Below are 16,190 nucleotides of genomic sequence, written 5' to 3'. Positions count from 1 at the left end.
TTTGCGAATTCCTAACACGGGGGCCGCCGGGGAGAGTGCCCGGCAGGGAGGGACGAGAGCACCATGTCGGATCGCGCGACCGCATTTGACCGGATGATGAACCCCTGGGCGTACGACGCCGACGGGAACCTGACCACCGCGGCCAGGCAGCAGGAGGGTGCCCGCACCCGGATCAACTCGGCGAACGCCCCCGGCGACGGCGGCACCGTCGGGGTCGACCCCGCGGCGCTGGACTCCGCCGCCAACTCGTCGGACCAGATCCACGGCCGGCTCAACGGGGACGGCCGGGCCGCCGACGACGAGACCGCCCAGGTGGCCACCTCGCTGGCCAACTGGAGCACCGGCAAGGCGGCCGCGCAGACCGCCGCCACCTGGGACCAGCAGATCGCCGCCCTGAACAGCACCATCGGCGAGCTCACCCAGGCCCTGCGGGACAGCGCCACGAACTACCGGAACAACGAAACCGCCGTCAAGCACGACATGAAGGGCTGAGGGGGCGGACGACATGGTCGACTTCCACGAACTGAGCACCGCCAAGCTGGACGTCCTCGGCACCGCCGCCACCGCCTGGGAGGACGTCGCCAAGAAGCTGAAGGCGATGGACGAGGACTGGGACAACACGGTCATCGCCAAGGTCAACTCCGCCAACTGGAGCGGCCCCACCGCCGACCAGGCCCGGCCCAAGCTCCAGCGGGCCAACGAGCAGCTGACCGCCGCCGTCACCGAGGCCACCGCGATCGGCTCGATCCTCAAGGACGCCGGGAACGACTTCCAGGCGGCCAAGGCCAAGCTGGACAAGGCCGTCGCGGACGCCCGCGGAGCCGGGCTGACCGTCACCGACGACGGCACCGTGAGCTGGCCGCCGGCCGACAACGCCACCCGGCACGACCCGGACGCCAGCCGCGCCTACAACGACGAGAACCGCACCAAGGCCGAAGCGGCCCGCAAGGCGATCGACGCGGCCGTCCAGGAGGCCACCGCCGCCGACGAGCGCGCCGCCTGGGCGCTGCGCTCGGACGCCTCCGCCGACGAGGTGAAGTCCTTCAACGCCAAGGCCGTCGGCGGCGGACCGGAGGCGGACGGCATCCGGGCCGCCCAGCTCGCCGGCAAGGGCGGGAAGATCTCGGACACCGAACTCACCGAGCTCAACTCGCTGCTGGCCGCCAACGCGAACGACCCGAAGTTCTCCACCCGCTTCTACCAGGACCTCGGCCCGAAGGGGACGCTGCAGGCCTGGAACAGCATGGTCGGCGACGAGCAGCAGTTCAACGGCGCCAGCGACGCCCGGTGGAAGCAGTACCAGGAGCTGCAGAAGAACCTCGGCCTCAACCTGGCCACCGCCACCCGCACCACCAACGAGCCCCACCTGTCCGACCAGTGGGCCGCCGACCTGCGCAAGGCCGGCTCCGAGACGATGTGGGACAAGCCGTACCGCCAGAGCGGCCTGGACTACTCGCCCTACGGCTACCAGGTGCTCTCCGGCATCCTGCGGACCGGCGACTACGACCCGCACTTCCTCAACCCGATCGCCGAGCACATCACCCAGCTGGACACCGACGACAAGTACTGGCCGGCCCCGGTGATGGGCCCGCGCAGCGACCGGCGCGGCTACAACCTCCTCGGCCAGGAGGGCGGTTCGGGCTGGGAGCCGACCACCGCCGTACTGGAGGCGCTCGGCCACAGCCCGGAGGCGGCCACCAAGTTCTTCCACGACCAGCCGACCGCGTACAACACCGACGGCTCGGTCAACCCGAACGGCAAGGTCAAGCCCTCGGACTACCTGACGTACTTCACGCACGACAAGGAGTACACGCCGGACACCGTCTCGCAGAAGAACGAACTGCGTCAGCAGGGCATGCGCAGCGGTCCGGACGCCCTCGGCCACGCCCTGGAGGCGGCCACCACCGGCCGGCCGTACGACGACCACTCGGGGGTCGCGCCCAAGCACACCGCCGACCAGGCCGAGGTCATGAACCGGGTCGTGCAGACCTTCGGCACCCACGGCAACGGCGGCGTGCTCGACGACCTCAAGGGCGAGGACGCCAAGTTCGCGCCGCTGCGGGACAGCCTCGGGCACATGACCGCCGACTACATGGGCGACACCCAGCGCGCGCTCTCCCCGCACAAGGACGACCTGCCGGTCAACGGCGCCCCGGCCGGGCTCAAGGAGGCGCCGGTCCGCGGCCTGCTCGACGCGCTCGGCCGCGACCCGGACGCGTACGGCGCCGTGGTCAACGCCAACCAGGCGTACTCGACCGCGGTGGTGCGCGGCCACATCGACAGCGGGCAGACCGACTTCGCCCGGCTGGAGTCGGAGATCGACTCCACCTCCCGGGCCGGCGGCGTCATCAGCGGCATCCTCAACGAGGCCCGGATCGACGAGGTCCACCAGGAGCACGCGTCCTCCGACAAGGAGTACAACGAGGCCCTGGAGAAGAACGCCGGGTACGCGCAGACGGCGTTCAGCACCACCATCGGCCTGGCCACCGAGCGGGTCCCGCTGGCGGGCGAGGCGGCCGACTTCCTCGTCGAGCAGATCACCGACAGCGTGGTGAAGGCCAACGAGCGCGACACCACCGAGGACGGCAACCAGGAGGGGCGCGACTTCGTCGCCGAGGGGCGCGAGGGCGCGGCGGTCGGGGCGAAGCAGGCCGTCATCGACGCCGCCAACGGCACCAAGCTCAGCCCGGAGGACATCCAGCGGCTGGCCGACAGCGCCGGGGACCGGGCCCTCGACGGCTACACCGACGGCTCCTCCGGCAGCCAGAGCTCCGGCGGCTGAGGGCCACCCCGCGCCGCGGCGGTCGCCGCGGCGGCGCGGGGCGACCGGTGGGCGGCGTGCCAGGCACGCCGCCCACCGGGTGGCGCCGGATCAGGCCAGCAGGTCGGACTGGAGCGTGACGACCTGCCGGAACGCGGGCGGCTGGACGCCCCGGGCGTTGGTCATCGTGATGACGCCGATGATGTCGCCGGCGCTCAGGTAGGCCAGGTACCCCGTAGTCCGGCCCTCCCCGGCCAGCGTCGTGCTCTCGCGGGTGGCGAGGTCGACGCCGGAGACGCTGTCCCAGCCGATGACGGAGGCGGGCCGCAGACCCGGCAGGTCCTTCGGCTCGCCGTCGCCGCGCAGGTCGGCGAAGACGTCCCAGGCCTCGACGGAGGAGCCGAAGCGGAGCAGCCGGATCTGGGTGCGGGTGCCGTCGGAGGCGGTCCACTCCCGGACGGTGGCGGCGCGGCAGACGTCGCGCAGCAGCAGGGCCCGCAGCTTCGCCGGCTCCTTCTGCTCGGCGGCCATCGCGTCACAGGCGACCCAGTCCGCCGGAGCCGTGCCGGCGGCCGGGGTCGGGGCGGCCGACCCGCCGGTGGCCGCCGGGGCGCTCGCGGTGGCACCGTCGGGCGCGGCGGGCGACGACCCGGCCGGGCTCGCGGTCGGTGCCGCGGTGGGGGTCGCGGTCGGGGTCGGGAAGACCGCCGGGGCCGACGAACCGCCGGCTTCCTTCGGGGCCGGCAGGAGCAGGTACCGCAGGTCGGCGGCGTGCCGGCTCTTGTTCTCACCGGGCGCCGCCTGGCCGGACGGCAGCGGCGGCAGGGCCAGCGCGGGGAAGGTGTAGCGGCCGTCGCCCCGGGTGGCCAGGCCCGGGATGTCGGTGCGCTCGGGCGCGGTGACGGCCAGCGCGGCGCCGGTACCGGCCAGCACGCAGACCAGGGCGGCCGCGCCCCAGCGCAGCGCCGCGTTGCGCCGGCGGGTGCGGCGGGCCGCGAGCTCCTCGGGGCTCGGCGGCGGGAGCGACGGCAGGGTCCCGGCCCCGGGGGCGACGGCCCAGGGGTCGGCCCCCGGGACCGCCTCGGCGGGCGGGCCGGCCGGAGCGGCGGGGGGCGCGAACGGTGCGGGGGGCGCCGGGGGCGCGTCGGCCCCGGCAGGGGCCGCGCTGTCGTGCGGGGTGGCGTGGTCGGTCATGCGGACGCTCCCGGGCTGGCGAGGCGGTCGAGCTGCTGGCTGAAGAGGGTGACGATCTTGTCCTTGGGCAGCGGTGCCGCACCCTCGGCGCTCATGATCACCAGGAGGTCGCCCTCGGCGGCCGAGCACTCCAGGTAGTCGATCGGCGCGGACGGCGGAGCGGGCATCAGGTAGCAGTGCGCCTCGGGGTGCCCGGGGATCCCGGGGCCGATCCGGAAGAGCCCGGTGTCGCCGGTGAAGACGGCCGTGTACTCGTTGGCCTTCTGCACCTCCTGCTGGTTGAACTGCCGCAGCCTCAGACCGATCACCAGGTCGTCCGTACCGGTCTTGTAGGTGCGCACCCCGGTGGCCTTGACGTGCAGGCCCTCCCAGTACTGGCGGAGCTTGTCCCGCTTCTCCTTGGGGATCTGCTGGAGGTCGCTGTCCATCTCGGCGGAGAGCTGGTCCGCCGACAGCTCGACGTCGTTGCCGTAGCCGCCGTCGTCCGGGCCGAGCGCATAGCCGGCCGGGACGGGCAGCAGCAGGTCGCGCAGCGAACCGAAGTGGTTGCCGTTGGCCTTGGCGCCGAAGGGGGTGGGCGTGGCGGTCGGGGCGGGCGCCGCCGCCGTCGGTGCGGCGGCGGCGCTGGCGGGCGCGGGGTCGTCGTACCGGGTCTCGATGACGCCGACGCCGATGACCACGCCGACCAGCGCGGCCGCCACGGTCGCGCCGGTGGCCCGGAGGAGCCGGCGACCGGTGGGCCCGGGCCGCTCCGGGCCGGCGGCGGCCGGCCCGGGCACGGGGGCCTGCTCGACCGGCCCGGGCGGCCCGAACGGCTCGAACGGCTCGACGGGGACCGGCGCGGGGTTCGCGGCCTCGGTCACGGTCACGGTGCTGTCGCTCATACCAGCCGCTCCCACTGCTGCTTGGCGATGTCCTTCACGACATCGGGGTTCACCGGCCGCGTGCCGAAGGCCTCGACCTTCATCACCAGCGTGCCGCGCTGCGCCAGCGCGGTGCCCAGGTAGTACTGCTCGGTGGACTCCGCCCAGTGCGAGGGCTCGCTGTCGACGTGGAAGCCGCCGTTCGCGTCGTCCGCGAACGGCTGGAGCCGGTAGGCGGCGGCGGCGTACTTCGCCGAGGCGGCGTGGTCGGGGGCGTACTGGATCAGCGAGACCCGGACCTTCAGGTCGTCCTTCTTCCAGTCCACCTCGACGGCGCGGCGGAACTCCGCGACGTTCAGGGCGCGGAAGACCTCCGCCGACCGGCCGGTGTGCTCGGCGAGCTCGCCGATGGTGATCCAGCTGGGCGTGTCGGGGAAGTCGGCCCAGGCCGTGCTGCCGGCCGGCGCCGTCACCAGCAGCTTCCGCAGGTCGCCGTCGACGGCCGGCGGCCTGGGCGCCGCTGCGGCGACGGCCGCCGGGTCCACCACCTCGGCCGGGTAGGACGGCCGGGCGACCTGGATCGGCGGCAACGGGGTCGGCGGACGGTTCGCCTGCACGGCGTAGCCGACGGCGCCGCCGAGCAGGGTGCCCAGCAGCAGTCCGCAGGTCAGCAGCAGCACCGGCCGGGGCCGGCGCGGACGGTGCGGCGGCAGGACGGCGGCGGTGGGCGCGAACCCGTCGGCGAAGACCACGGCGGGCGGCGCGGCGGGGGCGTCGAGCGCGGGTCCGTCGGCGGGGGCGACCGGTTCGGCGGGCGGCGCGGCGGGGGCGTCGGGCGCGGGTCCATCGGCCGGGGCAACCGGTTCGGCGGGCGGAGCGGCGGGGGCGGCCGGTTCGGCGGGCGCCTCGGGCGCGGGTCCGTCGGCGGGCGACGGCTCCACGGGACGGGTGGTCACGGAGTGGCTCCAGGAGGGGGAAAGGTGACGTCGGGCGTGGGCGGCGGAGCGGTTCAGCCGCCGGAGGAGAGCCGCTCGCGCTGGCGCTTCATCAGCTCGCTCAGCAGCGCCTTGTCCGGGGTCCCCTTCACCTCGACGTCGAGCGTGTACTGGACGTCGCCCTGGCTGGAGATGCCGGTCATCGAGCCGGTGTACGCCTGCTGCTTGGGCTTGCGGACGTAGCCGTGGGCGGCGGGATCGCCGTCGATCGCGATCGGGTCCAGCTTCATCGTGTAGCCCTGGACGAACTCGCTCGCCATCGCGGTCGAACCGAAGCGCATCAGGGTGACCGTCACCTCGGCCTTGCCGTCCGCCGTGCGGTACGTCCGGGCGGCGGCCTCCTTGTACCCGTAGGAGCCCAGGATGCGCATGATGCCGTCCTGGTTGTCGAAGAGGTCGGCCACCTCGTCGTCGGTCAGCTTCATCCCGTCCGGCGGCCCGTAGGACTCGCCGGCGTCGGGGATCGGGAGCAGGAAGTACCGCAGGTCGCCTTCGTGCCGGCCCCCGCTGACGGTGCCCTTGAGGGTGCTCACCGGCCGGGGGACGGGTGCGACGGTGGTCGGCGCGGCGGTGGTCGGCACCGCCGTGGGCGAGGCCGACGCGGTGGTGCTCGCACGCGCGCCGGCGGTCGCGGTCGGCGCGGCCTTGGCCGGGGCGGCCACGACGGCCGGCCGGTCGTCGGGCTTCCCGACGGCCACGGTGACGGCGGCGCTGGTCGCCGTCACGGCGAGCAGCCCGGCGGTGGCCAGGGCCACGCCGACGGCGCGCGGCAGCTTCCGCCCGGAGGCGGCCACCGGCGCGGCGGCCACGGGATCAGCGGCCGGTACGGCCGCGGGTGCGGCAGCGGCTTCGGCCGCGGGATCGGCAGGGGTTTCGGACGACGCACCGTTCGCCGGTTCGGCGGCGGACGGCACGTTTTCGGGCGCGGACAAGGAGCTCCCCCGGGGAATGTGGAATGTCGCGCACGGGCCCCTCGCGGGCCACCCCCCGTGGCTCTCCAGGCCGACCGTCACGCGTCTCACCAGGAATTATGAGAGTCGCCCGGGAGGTGTGCCAACAAAATCAATCACCGCACTCCCACCCAATGATCAATCAATCGGACATCCCGTGACCGAACCGCAATCGGCACCCGGAGACCGCGTTCGGCCCGCCCGGTGGGAGACCACCGGGCGGGCCGATCGGCGGGACGGATCAGGAGTGGGCGCGCTCGGTCAGCTCGACGACCTTGCCGGCGGAGTCGATCGCGACCTTGTAGTCCCCGGCGGAGCACGGGTAGAAGCCCTTGGTGCTGGTGGGATCGGTGAGGCACTCACCGATGTGCTTCACCAGATCGGCGACGTTGACGTCCTTGGACGGGGCCAGGACCGAGTTCAGGTGGCCCTTGGCGGCGGGCGCGAACGGCGCGCTCTTCTCGGCACCGACCGGCTCGAAGACCACGTCGTTGACCCCGCACGCGGTCTTGGTGTCCTTGTAGACCAGCGTGGTCGTGGTGGTCCCCTTGACCGGGTAGACCCACTTCTGCCCGGCGGGCAGCGGCGCGGCGTCGCAGAACCCCTCCGGCTCGTCACTCGCACCGGCCGACGGCTTGGCGCTCTTGCCGCCCGACGGCGCGGCACCCGTCGGCGCGGCGGCGGACGAGGTGGCGGGCGCGACGGCGGGCGAGGTGGCCACCGGGCCGCCGCCCGCCTGGTCCGACGCGTTGTCGGGCCCGCAGGCCGTGAGCCCCAGCGCGGCGACCGCGACCAGGCCGACGCCGCATACTCTCCGGAAAATGGGCATGCCGAAAGAACCCCCGTTTGACGCATGATCAGATTGTGAGGCGTGCGGCGGAAAGACTAGCCCCTCCCACGGACTACTCCGGGGAGCGGGTCGAGGGAGGTGCCGCCGCCTCGTCGGCGGGCCTCACACCGCGATGGCGGAAGATCTGGCGGCGGGCCGAGGACCTCGGGTTCCATGCCGCCTACACCTACGACCACCTGTCCTGGCGGTCGTTCCCGGGACGAGCCGTGGTTCGGGGCGGTGCCGACGCTGACGGCGGCCGCGACCGCGACCGCGACCGAGCGGATCCGGCTGGGCACCCTCGCCACCTCGGTCAATCCTCCTGCACCTATCACGGTCTGACCTGCGGGAAGCCAGTGGAACAGCCAGGCCCCGCTACGCCAGGCCTCAGACCGCGATGAGCCGGACGCGGTCGCCGCAGAGCCTCGCCATGTCGTCGACGTCCGAGGTAAGCATGGCCACCGGCCCCGGCTGCCGCAGCGCCATCTCGGCGACGGTCGCGTCGATCGCGTGCTTGTGGCCATGCAGGCCGGTGTGCTTGAGCAATGCTGCGGAGGCCCTGGCGGCCTGTTCAGTGACGGCCTCGATCTTGACCTGTGACAGCACCCAGTTCAGCCGAGCAGCATTCACTCGTGCGTGCGAGACCTCCGCGATGGTGTTGGCGCCGACCACCAGGCTTGCCGTCATGGAGTGAAAAGATTTGATCATCGCAAGCACGTCGCGGTCTTGTGAAATCCAGGCAGACACTCCCTGGGAGTCCAGCACGACGGTCTCAATGCGCTCGCTCACGCGGCGTTCGCCGCACTGCCGGGCTCGGACGAACCGAAGATCCTCGCGTGCGCGGCAGCGAGTTCCTCTTCCGTGAACGCACCGTGCGCCTCTTCGTACCGGCGGAGCTCTTCGCCGAGCAACTGGTGCCTGATCTGTCGGGCGACCGCTTCGGCGACGTAGCCGGAGACGTTGTCCGTAAGCTTCTTCAACTCGGCCACCTGCTCAGTGGGCAGGGTGACCGTGATGCGCGTGGTGGCTGCCATGGGGCAAGCATACTCCTGGTATGCGTCGGCTTGGTCAGGTTTCGCCACATAGGGTCGGCAGCATGCGACTGAGCACGGTGATCCTCCCCATCCACCGGTGGAGCGAGGGGCAGAAGATCTGGCGGCGGGCCGAGGACCTCGGGTTCCATGCCGCCTACACCTACGACCACCTGAGCTGGCGCTCGTTCCGGGACGAGCCGTGGTTCGGGGCGGTGCCGACGCTGACGGCGGCCGCGACGGCGACCGAACGCCTGCGGCTGGGCACGCTGGTGACCTCGCCCAACTTCCGGCACCCGGTCACGCTGGCGAAGGAGATCGTGTCGCTGGACGACGTGTCCGGCGGGCGCCTCACGCTCGGGATCGGGGCCGGCGGGACGGGGTTCGACGCGACGGCGATGGGCCAGGAGGCGTGGTCGCCGAAGGAGCGGGCGGACCGGTTCGGGGAGTTCCTGCCGCTGCTGGACGAGCTGCTGCGCGAGGACGCCACGACCCGCGAGGGCACGTACTACTCCGCCGTCGAGGCGCGGAACATCCCCGGCTGCGTGCAGCGGCCGCGGGTGCCGTTCTACGTCGCCGCGACCGGACCGCGCGGACTGCGGCTGGCGGCGGAGCACGGGCAGGGCTGGGTGACGTACGGGGACCCGAAGGGGCCGGCGGACGTGCCGGTGGCGCAGGCGCCCGCCGTGATCGCCGCGCAGATCGCGAAGCTGACCGCCGCCTGCGAGGCGCGCGGCCGGGACGCGGCGGAGCTGGAGAAGGTGCTGCTCCAGGGCTCGACGGCGGAGAAGCCGCTCGCCTCGCTGGACGCGTTCGTGGACTGGGCGGGCACCTACCGGGAGCTGGGGATCACCGAGCTGGTGATCCACTGGCCGGTGCCGGGCTCGATCTTCGAGAACGACCTGGCCGTCTTCGAGAAGATCGCCACCGAGGGCCTCGCCCAGCTGGGGTGAACCGGAGCCGGCCACCGCGGGTGCGGTGGCCGGCCGGTAACCGTCACGGGTGCGGGCGGGTGCGCTGGGTGGGGACGTGCGGGGTCGCGTCCGGGGTGGTGTGCCGGGCCAGCTCGGCGAGGGTGTCGAAGATGAAGTCGCCGATCAGGACCGGGTCGCGCGTCTCGCGCGGGGCGTCCGGCGGGGTGGTCGGTGGGCGCTCGTCTCGGGCGTGGCGAGTTCGCATGGCTCTTCCTGCCGACGGGGTGGCCGGGATCAGTCATGCCCGGGAAGAGGAAGCAGGACACCCGGCACGGTGGGGGAACGGCCGGAAAGAACGGCTCGGGGGCCGAAATACGGTGCGGCGGCGGGCGCTTACGCCGATCGGATACCGGCCGGGGGTATCGTCTCGCCCGTGGCGGCGGGCGAACAGCGCAGCGGGGGACGCGGCCGGGCGGCGGCCCGGCCCTGTCTTCCCCGCCGAACCGCCGGCCAGCGGGGACCGGCGGGGACTGGCGGCTCTTCCTCCCGTTCATGACCGGCGGCACGCTGCACACCGCCGCGCTGACCCTGCGGGTCGGCTAGCGGGCCGCGCCGTCAGGAGGTCGCCGTCGCGGCGGTGACCTCCCGACGGCGGTAGGCGAAGATGGAGCGGTGACCACTCCCCGCACCGCCCCCCGCCTGATCGCCACCGACCTGGACGGCACGCTGCTGTGCGCCGGCGGCACCGTCTCCGAGCGGACCGCCGCCGCACTGGCCGCCGCCGAGGCGGCCGGGGTCCAGGTGGTCTTCGTGACCGGTCGGCCGCCGCGCTGGATGCAGCAGGTCAGCAGCCACATCGGCGGCCACGGCGTGGCGATCTGCTCCAACGGCGGCGCGGTGGTCGACGTGCGGCGCGGCGAGCTGCTGGAGTCGTTCCCGCTCGGCGCGGAGGCCGCGCTGGCAGTGGTGGCGGCGCTGCGGGCGAAGCTGCCCGGCACCGCCTTCGCCTTCGAGTACCCGGCCGGGTTCGCCCGCGAGCCCGGCTACGAGGTGCGGATGTGGGGCCAGGACGAGAACCACCCGATCGGCCCGGCCGAGGAGCTGCTCGGCGCCGGGGGGCCGGTCACGGGCCTGTTCAAGCTGCTGGCGAAGCACCCGGACCTCGACCCCGACAAGCTGCTCTCGGTGGCCCGCGAGGCGGCCGGGCACCTCGCCGAGATCACCCGGTCCGCGCCGATCCCGCTGCTGGAGATCAGCGCGCCCGGCGTCACCAAGGCGAGCACGCTGGCCCGCTGGTGCGCCGGGCGCGGGATCGACCGGAGCGAGGTGGTGGCCTTCGGCGACATGCCGAACGACCTGGAGATGCTGGCCTGGGCCGGTACCGCGTACGCCGTGGCCAACGCGCACCCGCAGGTGCTGGCGGCGGTGCCGCTGCACACGGTGAGCAATGAGCTGGACGGCGTCGCGGCGGTGCTGGAGCGGCTGCTCGGCCACTGAGCCGAAAACGCGAAGGCGCCGCGAAGGGAACGCGAGGAGGCCGGGAACGCGAGGAGGCCGGGCCGGACCGGCATCCTGCCGCTCCGACCCGGCCGGGCCCGGCCGGGCGGTCCGGCTACCCGAAGCGGCCGTTGACGTAGTCCGCGGTCCGCTGGTCCCGCGGATCAGTGAACAGCTGCTCGGTCGGTCCGGCCTCGACGATCCGCCCCGGGGTGTCGTGGGTGGCCAGGAAGAACGCGCAGGACTGCGAAACGCGCTGCGCCTGCTGCATGTTGTGGGTCACGATCACGATGGTGAGCCGCCCCCGCAGCTCCGCGATGGTCTCCTCCACCCGGCGGGTCGAGGTGGGGTCGAGCGCCGAGCACGGCTCGTCCATCAGCAGGATGTCCGGCGAGACGGCCAACGACCGGGCGATGCACAGGCGTTGCTGCTGCCCACCGGAGAGCGCGCCGCCCGGGGTGTGCAGCCGGGTGGCGACCTCGTCCCAGAGGCCGGCCCGCCGCAGGCTGCTCTCCACCAGGTGCTCGCGCTCCTCCTTGGAGACCTTGATGCCGGCCAGCTTCAGCCCGCTGGAGACGTTGTCCTGGATGGACATCGCCGGGAACGGGTTGGGCCGCTGGAACACCATCCCGATCCGCCGCCGGACCTCGGCGGGGCGCCGGCCGGGCCGGTACACGTCGTCGCCGTCCAGCAGCACCTCCCCGGCGAGCTGCGCGCCGCGGACCATCTCGTGCATCCGGTTGAGGATCCGCAGGTAGGTGGACTTGCCGCAGCCGGAGGGGCCGATCAGCGCGGTGACCTCCCCGGCGGGCATGCCGAGCGAGACCCGCTCCAGCACCTTGTGCGAGCCGAACCAGGCGGAGACGTCCCTGGTCTCCAGGCCGGCCAGCGGGGCGCCGGCGGCGTCCGCCGGGTGGACGGGCGGCAGGGTCAGCGTGGTCTCGCTCGCGGAGCCGCCCCGGTCGAGCGGGGCGAACGGGTCGAGCGGCGGTACGTCGGTCATCGGTGCATCCGTCATCGGTACGGTCCTCCGGGCGCGCTTCAGTAGAGGTTGGGCAGCAGGGCGGCGGCGTTCTCGTAGACGGCCCAGAGGATCGCGGCGATCACCGGCGCGATGCCGAGCCAGGCGGCCGAGCGGCGCCAGATCCGGGCCAGCAGGATCGCGGCGACCACCGCGCCCAGCAGCCCGAGCGACCACAGCTGCAGCGTGGCCAGCGCGCCCTTGTCGGCGGCCAGCGCCTTGTCGTACGGCACGGTGGCGGGGCGCCCGCCGGGGTTGACCTCCGGGTCGCCGTCCAGCCGGGCGCCGATCATCACCGTCGAGCCGGGGATCCAGTCGGAGTCCCCGGTGACCAGCACCAGCCGGTTGCGGACCGGGTCGCTGATCGGGTGGTCGCCGTCCCCGTAGACGTTGACGGTGTAGGTGAACCTGCCCTGCCCGGTGGTCGCCTCGATCCGGTCGCCGACCCTGAGCCTGGACAGCTCGGCGAACGGCGCGCCGAAGGTCGCCCCGCGGCCGAACACCACCGCGACCCCGCTCTGCCCGGGCAGCGCGGTGTCCCGGCGGTGGCCGGGCCCGCGCATCAGGTCCCGGCCGGTGGTGCCCTCCACCACGACGGCCCCGTGCAGACCGATCGCCGGAATGTCGAGCAGCGCGACCGGGTCCCCGTCGGCGGCGCCGCCGGTCGGCGCGACCGCCTTGGCCAGCTGGTCCCGGAAGGTCTTGTACGCGGTCGACTGGTAGTGCCGCTGCTGGAGGTGCGAGAGCGTGAAGAGGTACCCGACGAATCCCACCGTGAGTGCCGCCAGCAGGCTGACCGCCCAGGCCCCCTGGAGGAACCGCCGCCGGGCCGGCCGGGCGGCGCCGGGGCCCGCCCCGGCCGCCCGCGGGTCCGGGACGGGCGTCGCGGCGGCCGGCGCGGCCGGGGTGCCGGGGGCGGGGGGCGCCGGCTTCTCCAGCGCCGGGGCGGTCACGACCGGCCGCCGGCGGAGTTGCGGCGCCGCATCAGACGGCGGCCGAGCAGCGGCGGGACGAGCACGACGGCGAGCAGTTCGAGCGCGGTCAGGGTGGACAGCATCCAGTCGTCCGGCCGCCCGTCGACGGCGACCACGTTGGCCGTGACCTCGCCGGCGGTGGCGGCGCGGCCGCGCGCGACCACCTGGCCGGTCTGCGGGTCGACGACGTCCTCGGCCGCGGCCTGGTCGCCCTCGGTGCCGGTGCCCGCGGCCGGGTCGACCGCGCCGGGCTGGTCGGCCGCGCCGCCGGTGCCGCCGCCGGTGGTCCCGCCGGCTCCCGCCGCGCCACTTGTGCCCCCGGTTCCGGACGATCCGCTGCCGGTGCCGCTCGCCGAGGGGGTCTTCCCCGCCCCGCCGCTCGCGCTGCCGCCCGTCCCGCCGGTGGCGGAGCCGGCGCCCCCGGTGGCGGAGCCGCCGGTGCCGGAGCCCGAGCCGGACCCGGACTTGACCGCCTGGCCGCCCTGCACGGTGCAGTCCAGCGGGGCGCCCTTGGCGTCGCACGGGCTGGGCTGCGGGGCGTTGTCCAGCACGGTCAGCCGGCCGGCCGAGTTGAAGGTCGGGTTGGCGCAGTTGGAGAGGGTGTTGGCGTCGACCGGGCTGGCGTTGCCGGGGATGTGCTGGGTCTGCAGCAGCCCGCCGCGGACCAGGTTGCGCGGGATCGGGGAGTAGCCGAGGCCGTCCGCCTCGCCCTGGCCCTCGCAGAGCACGTAGGCGAGGAAGCGGCTGAGGGCGCTGCCCTTGTCGTTGGTGAAGCGCGGCGGCGGCGGGAGCGCCGCCCCGGCCCGCGGCACGATGAGGTAGCTGTAGCTGGAGAGCGGGTACGACCTCGGGTCGTTCATCGAGTAGACGCCGTCGAGGTTCTGCTGGAGGTAGTCCGGGTCGTCGGCGGCGGTGCTGTCGTCCACGCCGCGGATCTTGGCGGCGGTGAGCGCGACGGCGACGTTGGAGGCGGTCGGCAGGGTGTAGTAGCCGGCCGGGTTGAGCACCTTCACGACCGGCCAGTTGCTGCGCTTGGCGAAGGCGTACTCGTCGTAGCCGATGGTGCCGAGGCCGGACGGGGCCTTGATGTAGCCGGCCACGACGTCGGAGCCGTTCTGCGCGGTCATCCGGCCCGACGGCGGGAAGAACTCGGTGTAGTCACCGCAGCTGACGCCGTTGACGCTCTTGCAGTACTCCTCCCACTGCGCGCCGTGGGTGTGGCTCATCCAGCGGGTGAACTGGGCGGTCGCGCCGGAGCCGTCGGAGCGGACCACCGGGGTGATCGGGAGGCTCGGCAGGGCCTTGCCGTAGTCCGCGGTGATCTTCGGGTCGTTCCAGTTGGTGATCTTGTTGGTGAAGATGTCGACCACGGTCTGCGGGGAGAGCCGCAGGTCGCGGACCTGCTTGCCGGCGACGACCAGGTTGTACATGAAGGTCGTCCCACCGGCGGTGATCGGCACGTAGGAGAAGCCGTACCGGGGGTTCTCGGCCTTGCCGGAGCCGCCGGCCTGGCCGGCCTGGCCGAGGCCGGTGTCGGTCTGCGAGCGGAACGGCACGTCGGAGGCGGTGAAGTCGTCCTGGCCGATGCTCCACTGGTTGCGGCCGGCCGCCGAACCGATCGGGTTGAAGTTGATCTGGATGCCCTGCGGAGCGACGTCCTGGCGCCACTGGTCGATGGCCGGGCCGGCCCAGCTGGAGCCGTCGGCGTTGAGCGCGGTGGCCGCGAAGGCGGGGGTGCTCTGCCCCAGCAGGAGGGAGCCCGCGGCGAGGATCAGGGACAGCAGCACGGCGAACGTGCGTGCCACGGGGCGGCTTGGGGCCTCCCACGACATGGGAACTCCTCTGGTGCTGAAGGCGTTTGGGCGGGACATCAGTGCTCCCCGAGGGCGGTGGCCACGCCGGCGGGCCGGGCGGCGGTACGGGCGGCGGCCGCGGTCGAGGGCCGGGCGGAGCCCCGGTGGCCGCCCCGGGCGGAGGCCTCGGCGACGGCGGCGGCGCGGTCGATCCGACGCTTCTGGCGGCGCGTCAGCTGACCCGGCTTGCGGCCGCCGACGACGCGGGCGGTGACGAACAGGACGAGCACCACGATCATCAGGGTCAGCGCGGCGGCGAAGGCGCGCGCGATCATGTCGGGGTAGGGCTGCTTGACGTAGTTCCAGATGTACAGCGGCAGCGAGACCTGGTGCTCGCTGAACGGATTGCCGTTGAACTGCGAGGTGAACCCCGAGGTCAGCAGCACCGGGGAGGTCTCGCCGACGCCGCGCGCCATGCCGAGCACCACGGCCGTCACCAGTCCGGGGCGGGCGGTCGGCAGCACCACGTTCCAGACCGTGCGCCACTGGCTGCCGCCGAGTGCGTACGAGGCCTCCCGCAGCGTGCCGGGCACCAGCCGGATGACCACCTCGGCGGCCCTGGTGACGATCGGCATCATCATCACGGTGAGGGCCAGCGAGGCCGCGAAGCCGCTCTTCTCGAAGCCGAAGGTGATGATCACGACGCCGAGGATGAACAGGCCCGCGACGATCGACGGCAGCGCGGTCATCGCCTCGACCAGGGTCCGCACCGGCCGGGCCATCCGGCCGCCGACCTCGGACATGAAGACCGCCGCCGCGATGCCCAGCGGGACCGCGAACAGCGTGGCCAGGCCGAGCTGTTCGAGCGAGCCGACCAGCGCGTTGAGCGCGCCGCCCGAGGTGATCGGGGAGAGCGGGGCGGTGTGGTCCATCGACTCGGTGAAGAAGTTGAGGTGCCGGGCCGCGTCGTAGCCGCGCACCAGCACGTAGCCGATCTGGTCGGCGATCAGGCCGACGACCAGCAGGCCGGAGCTCCAGGCGACGACCGAGACCAGCCGGTCCCGGACCATCAGCGGGTTCCACTGGAGGCGGCCGATGGCGAAGTAGCCCACCAGGAACAGGGCGTACCAGCAGAGCAGGAAGCCCTGCGCACCGCTGAACGGCAGGATCCGCTCGTAGAGCATCCAGTCCAGGGCGAGCGAGCCGACCAGCGCACCGACCAGGGTCAGCACGTCCTCGCGGGTGAAGCCGCCGAGCCGGACCCGCTTCTCGGGGCGCGGGGCGGCGGCGGCCGCGGGTGGGTCGGCCGGCGCGGCCACGGTGGCCGGGGGCAGGTCGAGGGTGGTCATCGGGCGGTCCCTTCACGGC

General features: G+C 73.6%; 16 protein-coding genes and 1 pseudogene. 5 read left to right on the top strand and 12 right to left on the bottom strand.

The features are described 5' to 3' along the window. Positions 1–63: 63 nt before the first annotated feature. A complete protein-coding gene (locus ACIF6L_RS04850) occupies positions 64–492 on the top strand; it encodes a WXG100 family type VII secretion target (protein WP_396486152.1) in 429 nt (142 codons plus the stop codon). A gap of 13 nt (positions 493–505) precedes the next feature. Continuing rightward, positions 506–2,782, top strand: coding sequence for a hypothetical protein (locus ACIF6L_RS04845; protein WP_329488928.1), 2,277 nt, complete (start codon positions 506–508; stop codon positions 2,780–2,782). A 90-nt stretch (positions 2,783–2,872) separates the two neighbouring features. Here ACIF6L_RS04845 and ACIF6L_RS04840 read toward each other — a convergent pair whose 3' ends face one another. The 5 genes from ACIF6L_RS04840 to ACIF6L_RS04820 form a co-directional block, all read right to left on the bottom strand. Then, a complete protein-coding gene (locus ACIF6L_RS04840) occupies positions 2,873–3,955 on the bottom strand; it encodes a hypothetical protein (RefSeq protein ID WP_396486151.1) in 1,083 nt (360 codons plus the stop codon). Beyond that, positions 3,952–4,839: a hypothetical protein gene (locus ACIF6L_RS04835; protein WP_396486150.1), complete on the bottom strand. Its 888-nt coding sequence runs from the start codon at positions 4,837–4,839 to the stop codon at positions 3,952–3,954. The genes ACIF6L_RS04840 and ACIF6L_RS04835 overlap by 4 nt, the downstream gene beginning before the upstream one ends. Next, on the bottom strand, positions 4,836–5,774 hold the full coding sequence (locus ACIF6L_RS04830; protein ID WP_396486149.1) for a hypothetical protein: 939 nt from the start codon (positions 5,772–5,774) through the stop codon (positions 4,836–4,838). Before ACIF6L_RS04830 ends, ACIF6L_RS04835 begins: the two co-directional genes overlap by 4 nt. A 53-nt stretch (positions 5,775–5,827) precedes the next feature. Then, a complete protein-coding gene (locus ACIF6L_RS04825) occupies positions 5,828–6,622 on the bottom strand; it encodes a hypothetical protein (protein WP_396486148.1) in 795 nt (264 codons plus the stop codon). A gap of 382 nt (positions 6,623–7,004) precedes the next feature. Beyond that, a complete protein-coding gene (locus ACIF6L_RS04820) occupies positions 7,005–7,592 on the bottom strand; it encodes a hypothetical protein (RefSeq protein ID WP_396486147.1) in 588 nt (195 codons plus the stop codon). A 143-nt stretch (positions 7,593–7,735) separates the two neighbouring features. On the opposite strand from ACIF6L_RS04820, the pseudogene ACIF6L_RS04815 reads away from it, so the two are divergent. Then, positions 7,736–7,931: pseudogene (locus ACIF6L_RS04815) on the top strand (LLM class flavin-dependent oxidoreductase); the annotation flags it as partial. 48 nt (positions 7,932–7,979) lie between these two features. Here the strand turns inward: ACIF6L_RS04815 and ACIF6L_RS04810 are convergent. Beyond that, positions 7,980–8,381, bottom strand: a complete 402-nt coding sequence (locus ACIF6L_RS04810) for a DNA-binding protein (RefSeq protein WP_396486146.1) — start codon at positions 8,379–8,381, stop codon at positions 7,980–7,982. After that, positions 8,378–8,626, bottom strand: coding sequence for a hypothetical protein (locus ACIF6L_RS04805; RefSeq protein WP_359808268.1), 249 nt, complete (start codon positions 8,624–8,626; stop codon positions 8,378–8,380). The genes ACIF6L_RS04810 and ACIF6L_RS04805 overlap by 4 nt, the downstream gene beginning before the upstream one ends. 20 nt (positions 8,627–8,646) lie before the next feature. Here ACIF6L_RS04805 and ACIF6L_RS04800 point away from each other — a divergent pair, with 20 nt between their 5' ends. Further along, positions 8,647–9,576 (top strand): LLM class flavin-dependent oxidoreductase, encoded by a 930-nt coding sequence (locus ACIF6L_RS04800; protein WP_396486145.1) that lies wholly within the window; start codon positions 8,647–8,649, stop codon positions 9,574–9,576. Positions 9,577–9,619: 43 nt separating this feature from the next. Here the strand turns inward: ACIF6L_RS04800 and ACIF6L_RS04795 are convergent, their stop codons facing one another. Next, the gene (locus ACIF6L_RS04795) at positions 9,620–9,802 is read right to left on the bottom strand and encodes a hypothetical protein (RefSeq protein WP_396486144.1); all 183 of its coding nucleotides are present in this window, start codon (positions 9,800–9,802) and stop codon (positions 9,620–9,622) included. 407 nt (positions 9,803–10,209) lie between these two features. On the opposite strand from ACIF6L_RS04795, the gene ACIF6L_RS04790 reads away from it, so the two are divergent. Further along, positions 10,210–11,034: an HAD family hydrolase gene (locus ACIF6L_RS04790; protein ID WP_359808272.1), complete on the top strand. Its 825-nt coding sequence runs from the start codon at positions 10,210–10,212 to the stop codon at positions 11,032–11,034. Between the two features lie 115 nt (positions 11,035–11,149). Here ACIF6L_RS04790 and ACIF6L_RS04785 read toward each other — a convergent pair whose 3' ends face one another. From ACIF6L_RS04785 to pstA, 4 genes are all read right to left on the bottom strand, one after another. After that, positions 11,150–12,052 carry a phosphate ABC transporter ATP-binding protein gene (locus ACIF6L_RS04785; protein ID WP_396486143.1) on the bottom strand — a complete coding sequence of 301 codons (903 nt, stop codon included), beginning with the start codon at positions 12,050–12,052 and terminating at the stop codon, positions 11,150–11,152. Positions 12,053–12,075: 23 nt separating this feature from the next. Further along, on the bottom strand, positions 12,076–13,008 hold the full coding sequence (locus tag ACIF6L_RS04780) for a class E sortase (protein WP_396486142.1): 933 nt from the start codon (positions 13,006–13,008) through the stop codon (positions 12,076–12,078). Next, on the bottom strand, positions 13,005–14,834 hold the full coding sequence (locus ACIF6L_RS04775) for a substrate-binding domain-containing protein (RefSeq protein ID WP_396486141.1): 1,830 nt from the start codon (positions 14,832–14,834) through the stop codon (positions 13,005–13,007). Before ACIF6L_RS04775 ends, ACIF6L_RS04780 begins: the two co-directional genes overlap by 4 nt. A 65-nt stretch (positions 14,835–14,899) precedes the next feature. Next, complete coding sequence (gene pstA / locus ACIF6L_RS04770) at positions 14,900–16,171, bottom strand: phosphate ABC transporter permease PstA (RefSeq protein WP_329488912.1); 1,272 nt, start codon at positions 16,169–16,171, stop codon at positions 14,900–14,902. Positions 16,172–16,190 lie beyond the last annotated feature (19 nt).

The sequence above is a fragment of the Kitasatospora sp. NPDC086009 genome (assembly GCF_044540385.1).
In the GTDB taxonomy this organism is placed as follows: Bacteria; Actinomycetota; Actinomycetes; order Streptomycetales; family Streptomycetaceae; genus Kitasatospora.
The sequence above is the reverse complement of the archived record's forward strand: the minus strand, read 5'-3'. Positions and strand labels throughout refer to the sequence as shown.

What these genes read in the sequence shown, in the direction of transcription:
- ACIF6L_RS04785 (WP_396486143.1), bottom strand. Translation starts at nt 12,052, where the DNA reads ATGACGGATGCACCGATGACCGACGTACCGCCGCTCGACCCGTTCGCC.
- ACIF6L_RS04800 (WP_396486145.1), top strand. Translation starts at nt 8,647, where the DNA reads ATGCGTCGGCTTGGTCAGGTTTCGCCACATAGGGTCGGCAGCATGCGA.
- ACIF6L_RS04805 (WP_359808268.1), bottom strand. Translation starts at nt 8,626, where the DNA reads ATGGCAGCCACCACGCGCATCACGGTCACCCTGCCCACTGAGCAGGTG.
- ACIF6L_RS04850 (WP_396486152.1), top strand. Translation starts at nt 64, where the DNA reads ATGTCGGATCGCGCGACCGCATTTGACCGGATGATGAACCCCTGGGCG.
- ACIF6L_RS04835 (WP_396486150.1), bottom strand. Translation starts at nt 4,839, where the DNA reads ATGAGCGACAGCACCGTGACCGTGACCGAGGCCGCGAACCCCGCGCCG.
- pstA (WP_329488912.1), bottom strand. Translation starts at nt 16,171, where the DNA reads ATGACCACCCTCGACCTGCCCCCGGCCACCGTGGCCGCGCCGGCCGAC.
- ACIF6L_RS04795 (WP_396486144.1), bottom strand. Translation starts at nt 9,802, where the DNA reads ATGCGAACTCGCCACGCCCGAGACGAGCGCCCACCGACCACCCCGCCG.
- ACIF6L_RS04840 (WP_396486151.1), bottom strand. Translation starts at nt 3,955, where the DNA reads ATGACCGACCACGCCACCCCGCACGACAGCGCGGCCCCTGCCGGGGCC.
- ACIF6L_RS04845 (WP_329488928.1), top strand. Translation starts at nt 506, where the DNA reads ATGGTCGACTTCCACGAACTGAGCACCGCCAAGCTGGACGTCCTCGGC.
- ACIF6L_RS04820 (WP_396486147.1), bottom strand. Translation starts at nt 7,592, where the DNA reads ATGCCCATTTTCCGGAGAGTATGCGGCGTCGGCCTGGTCGCGGTCGCC.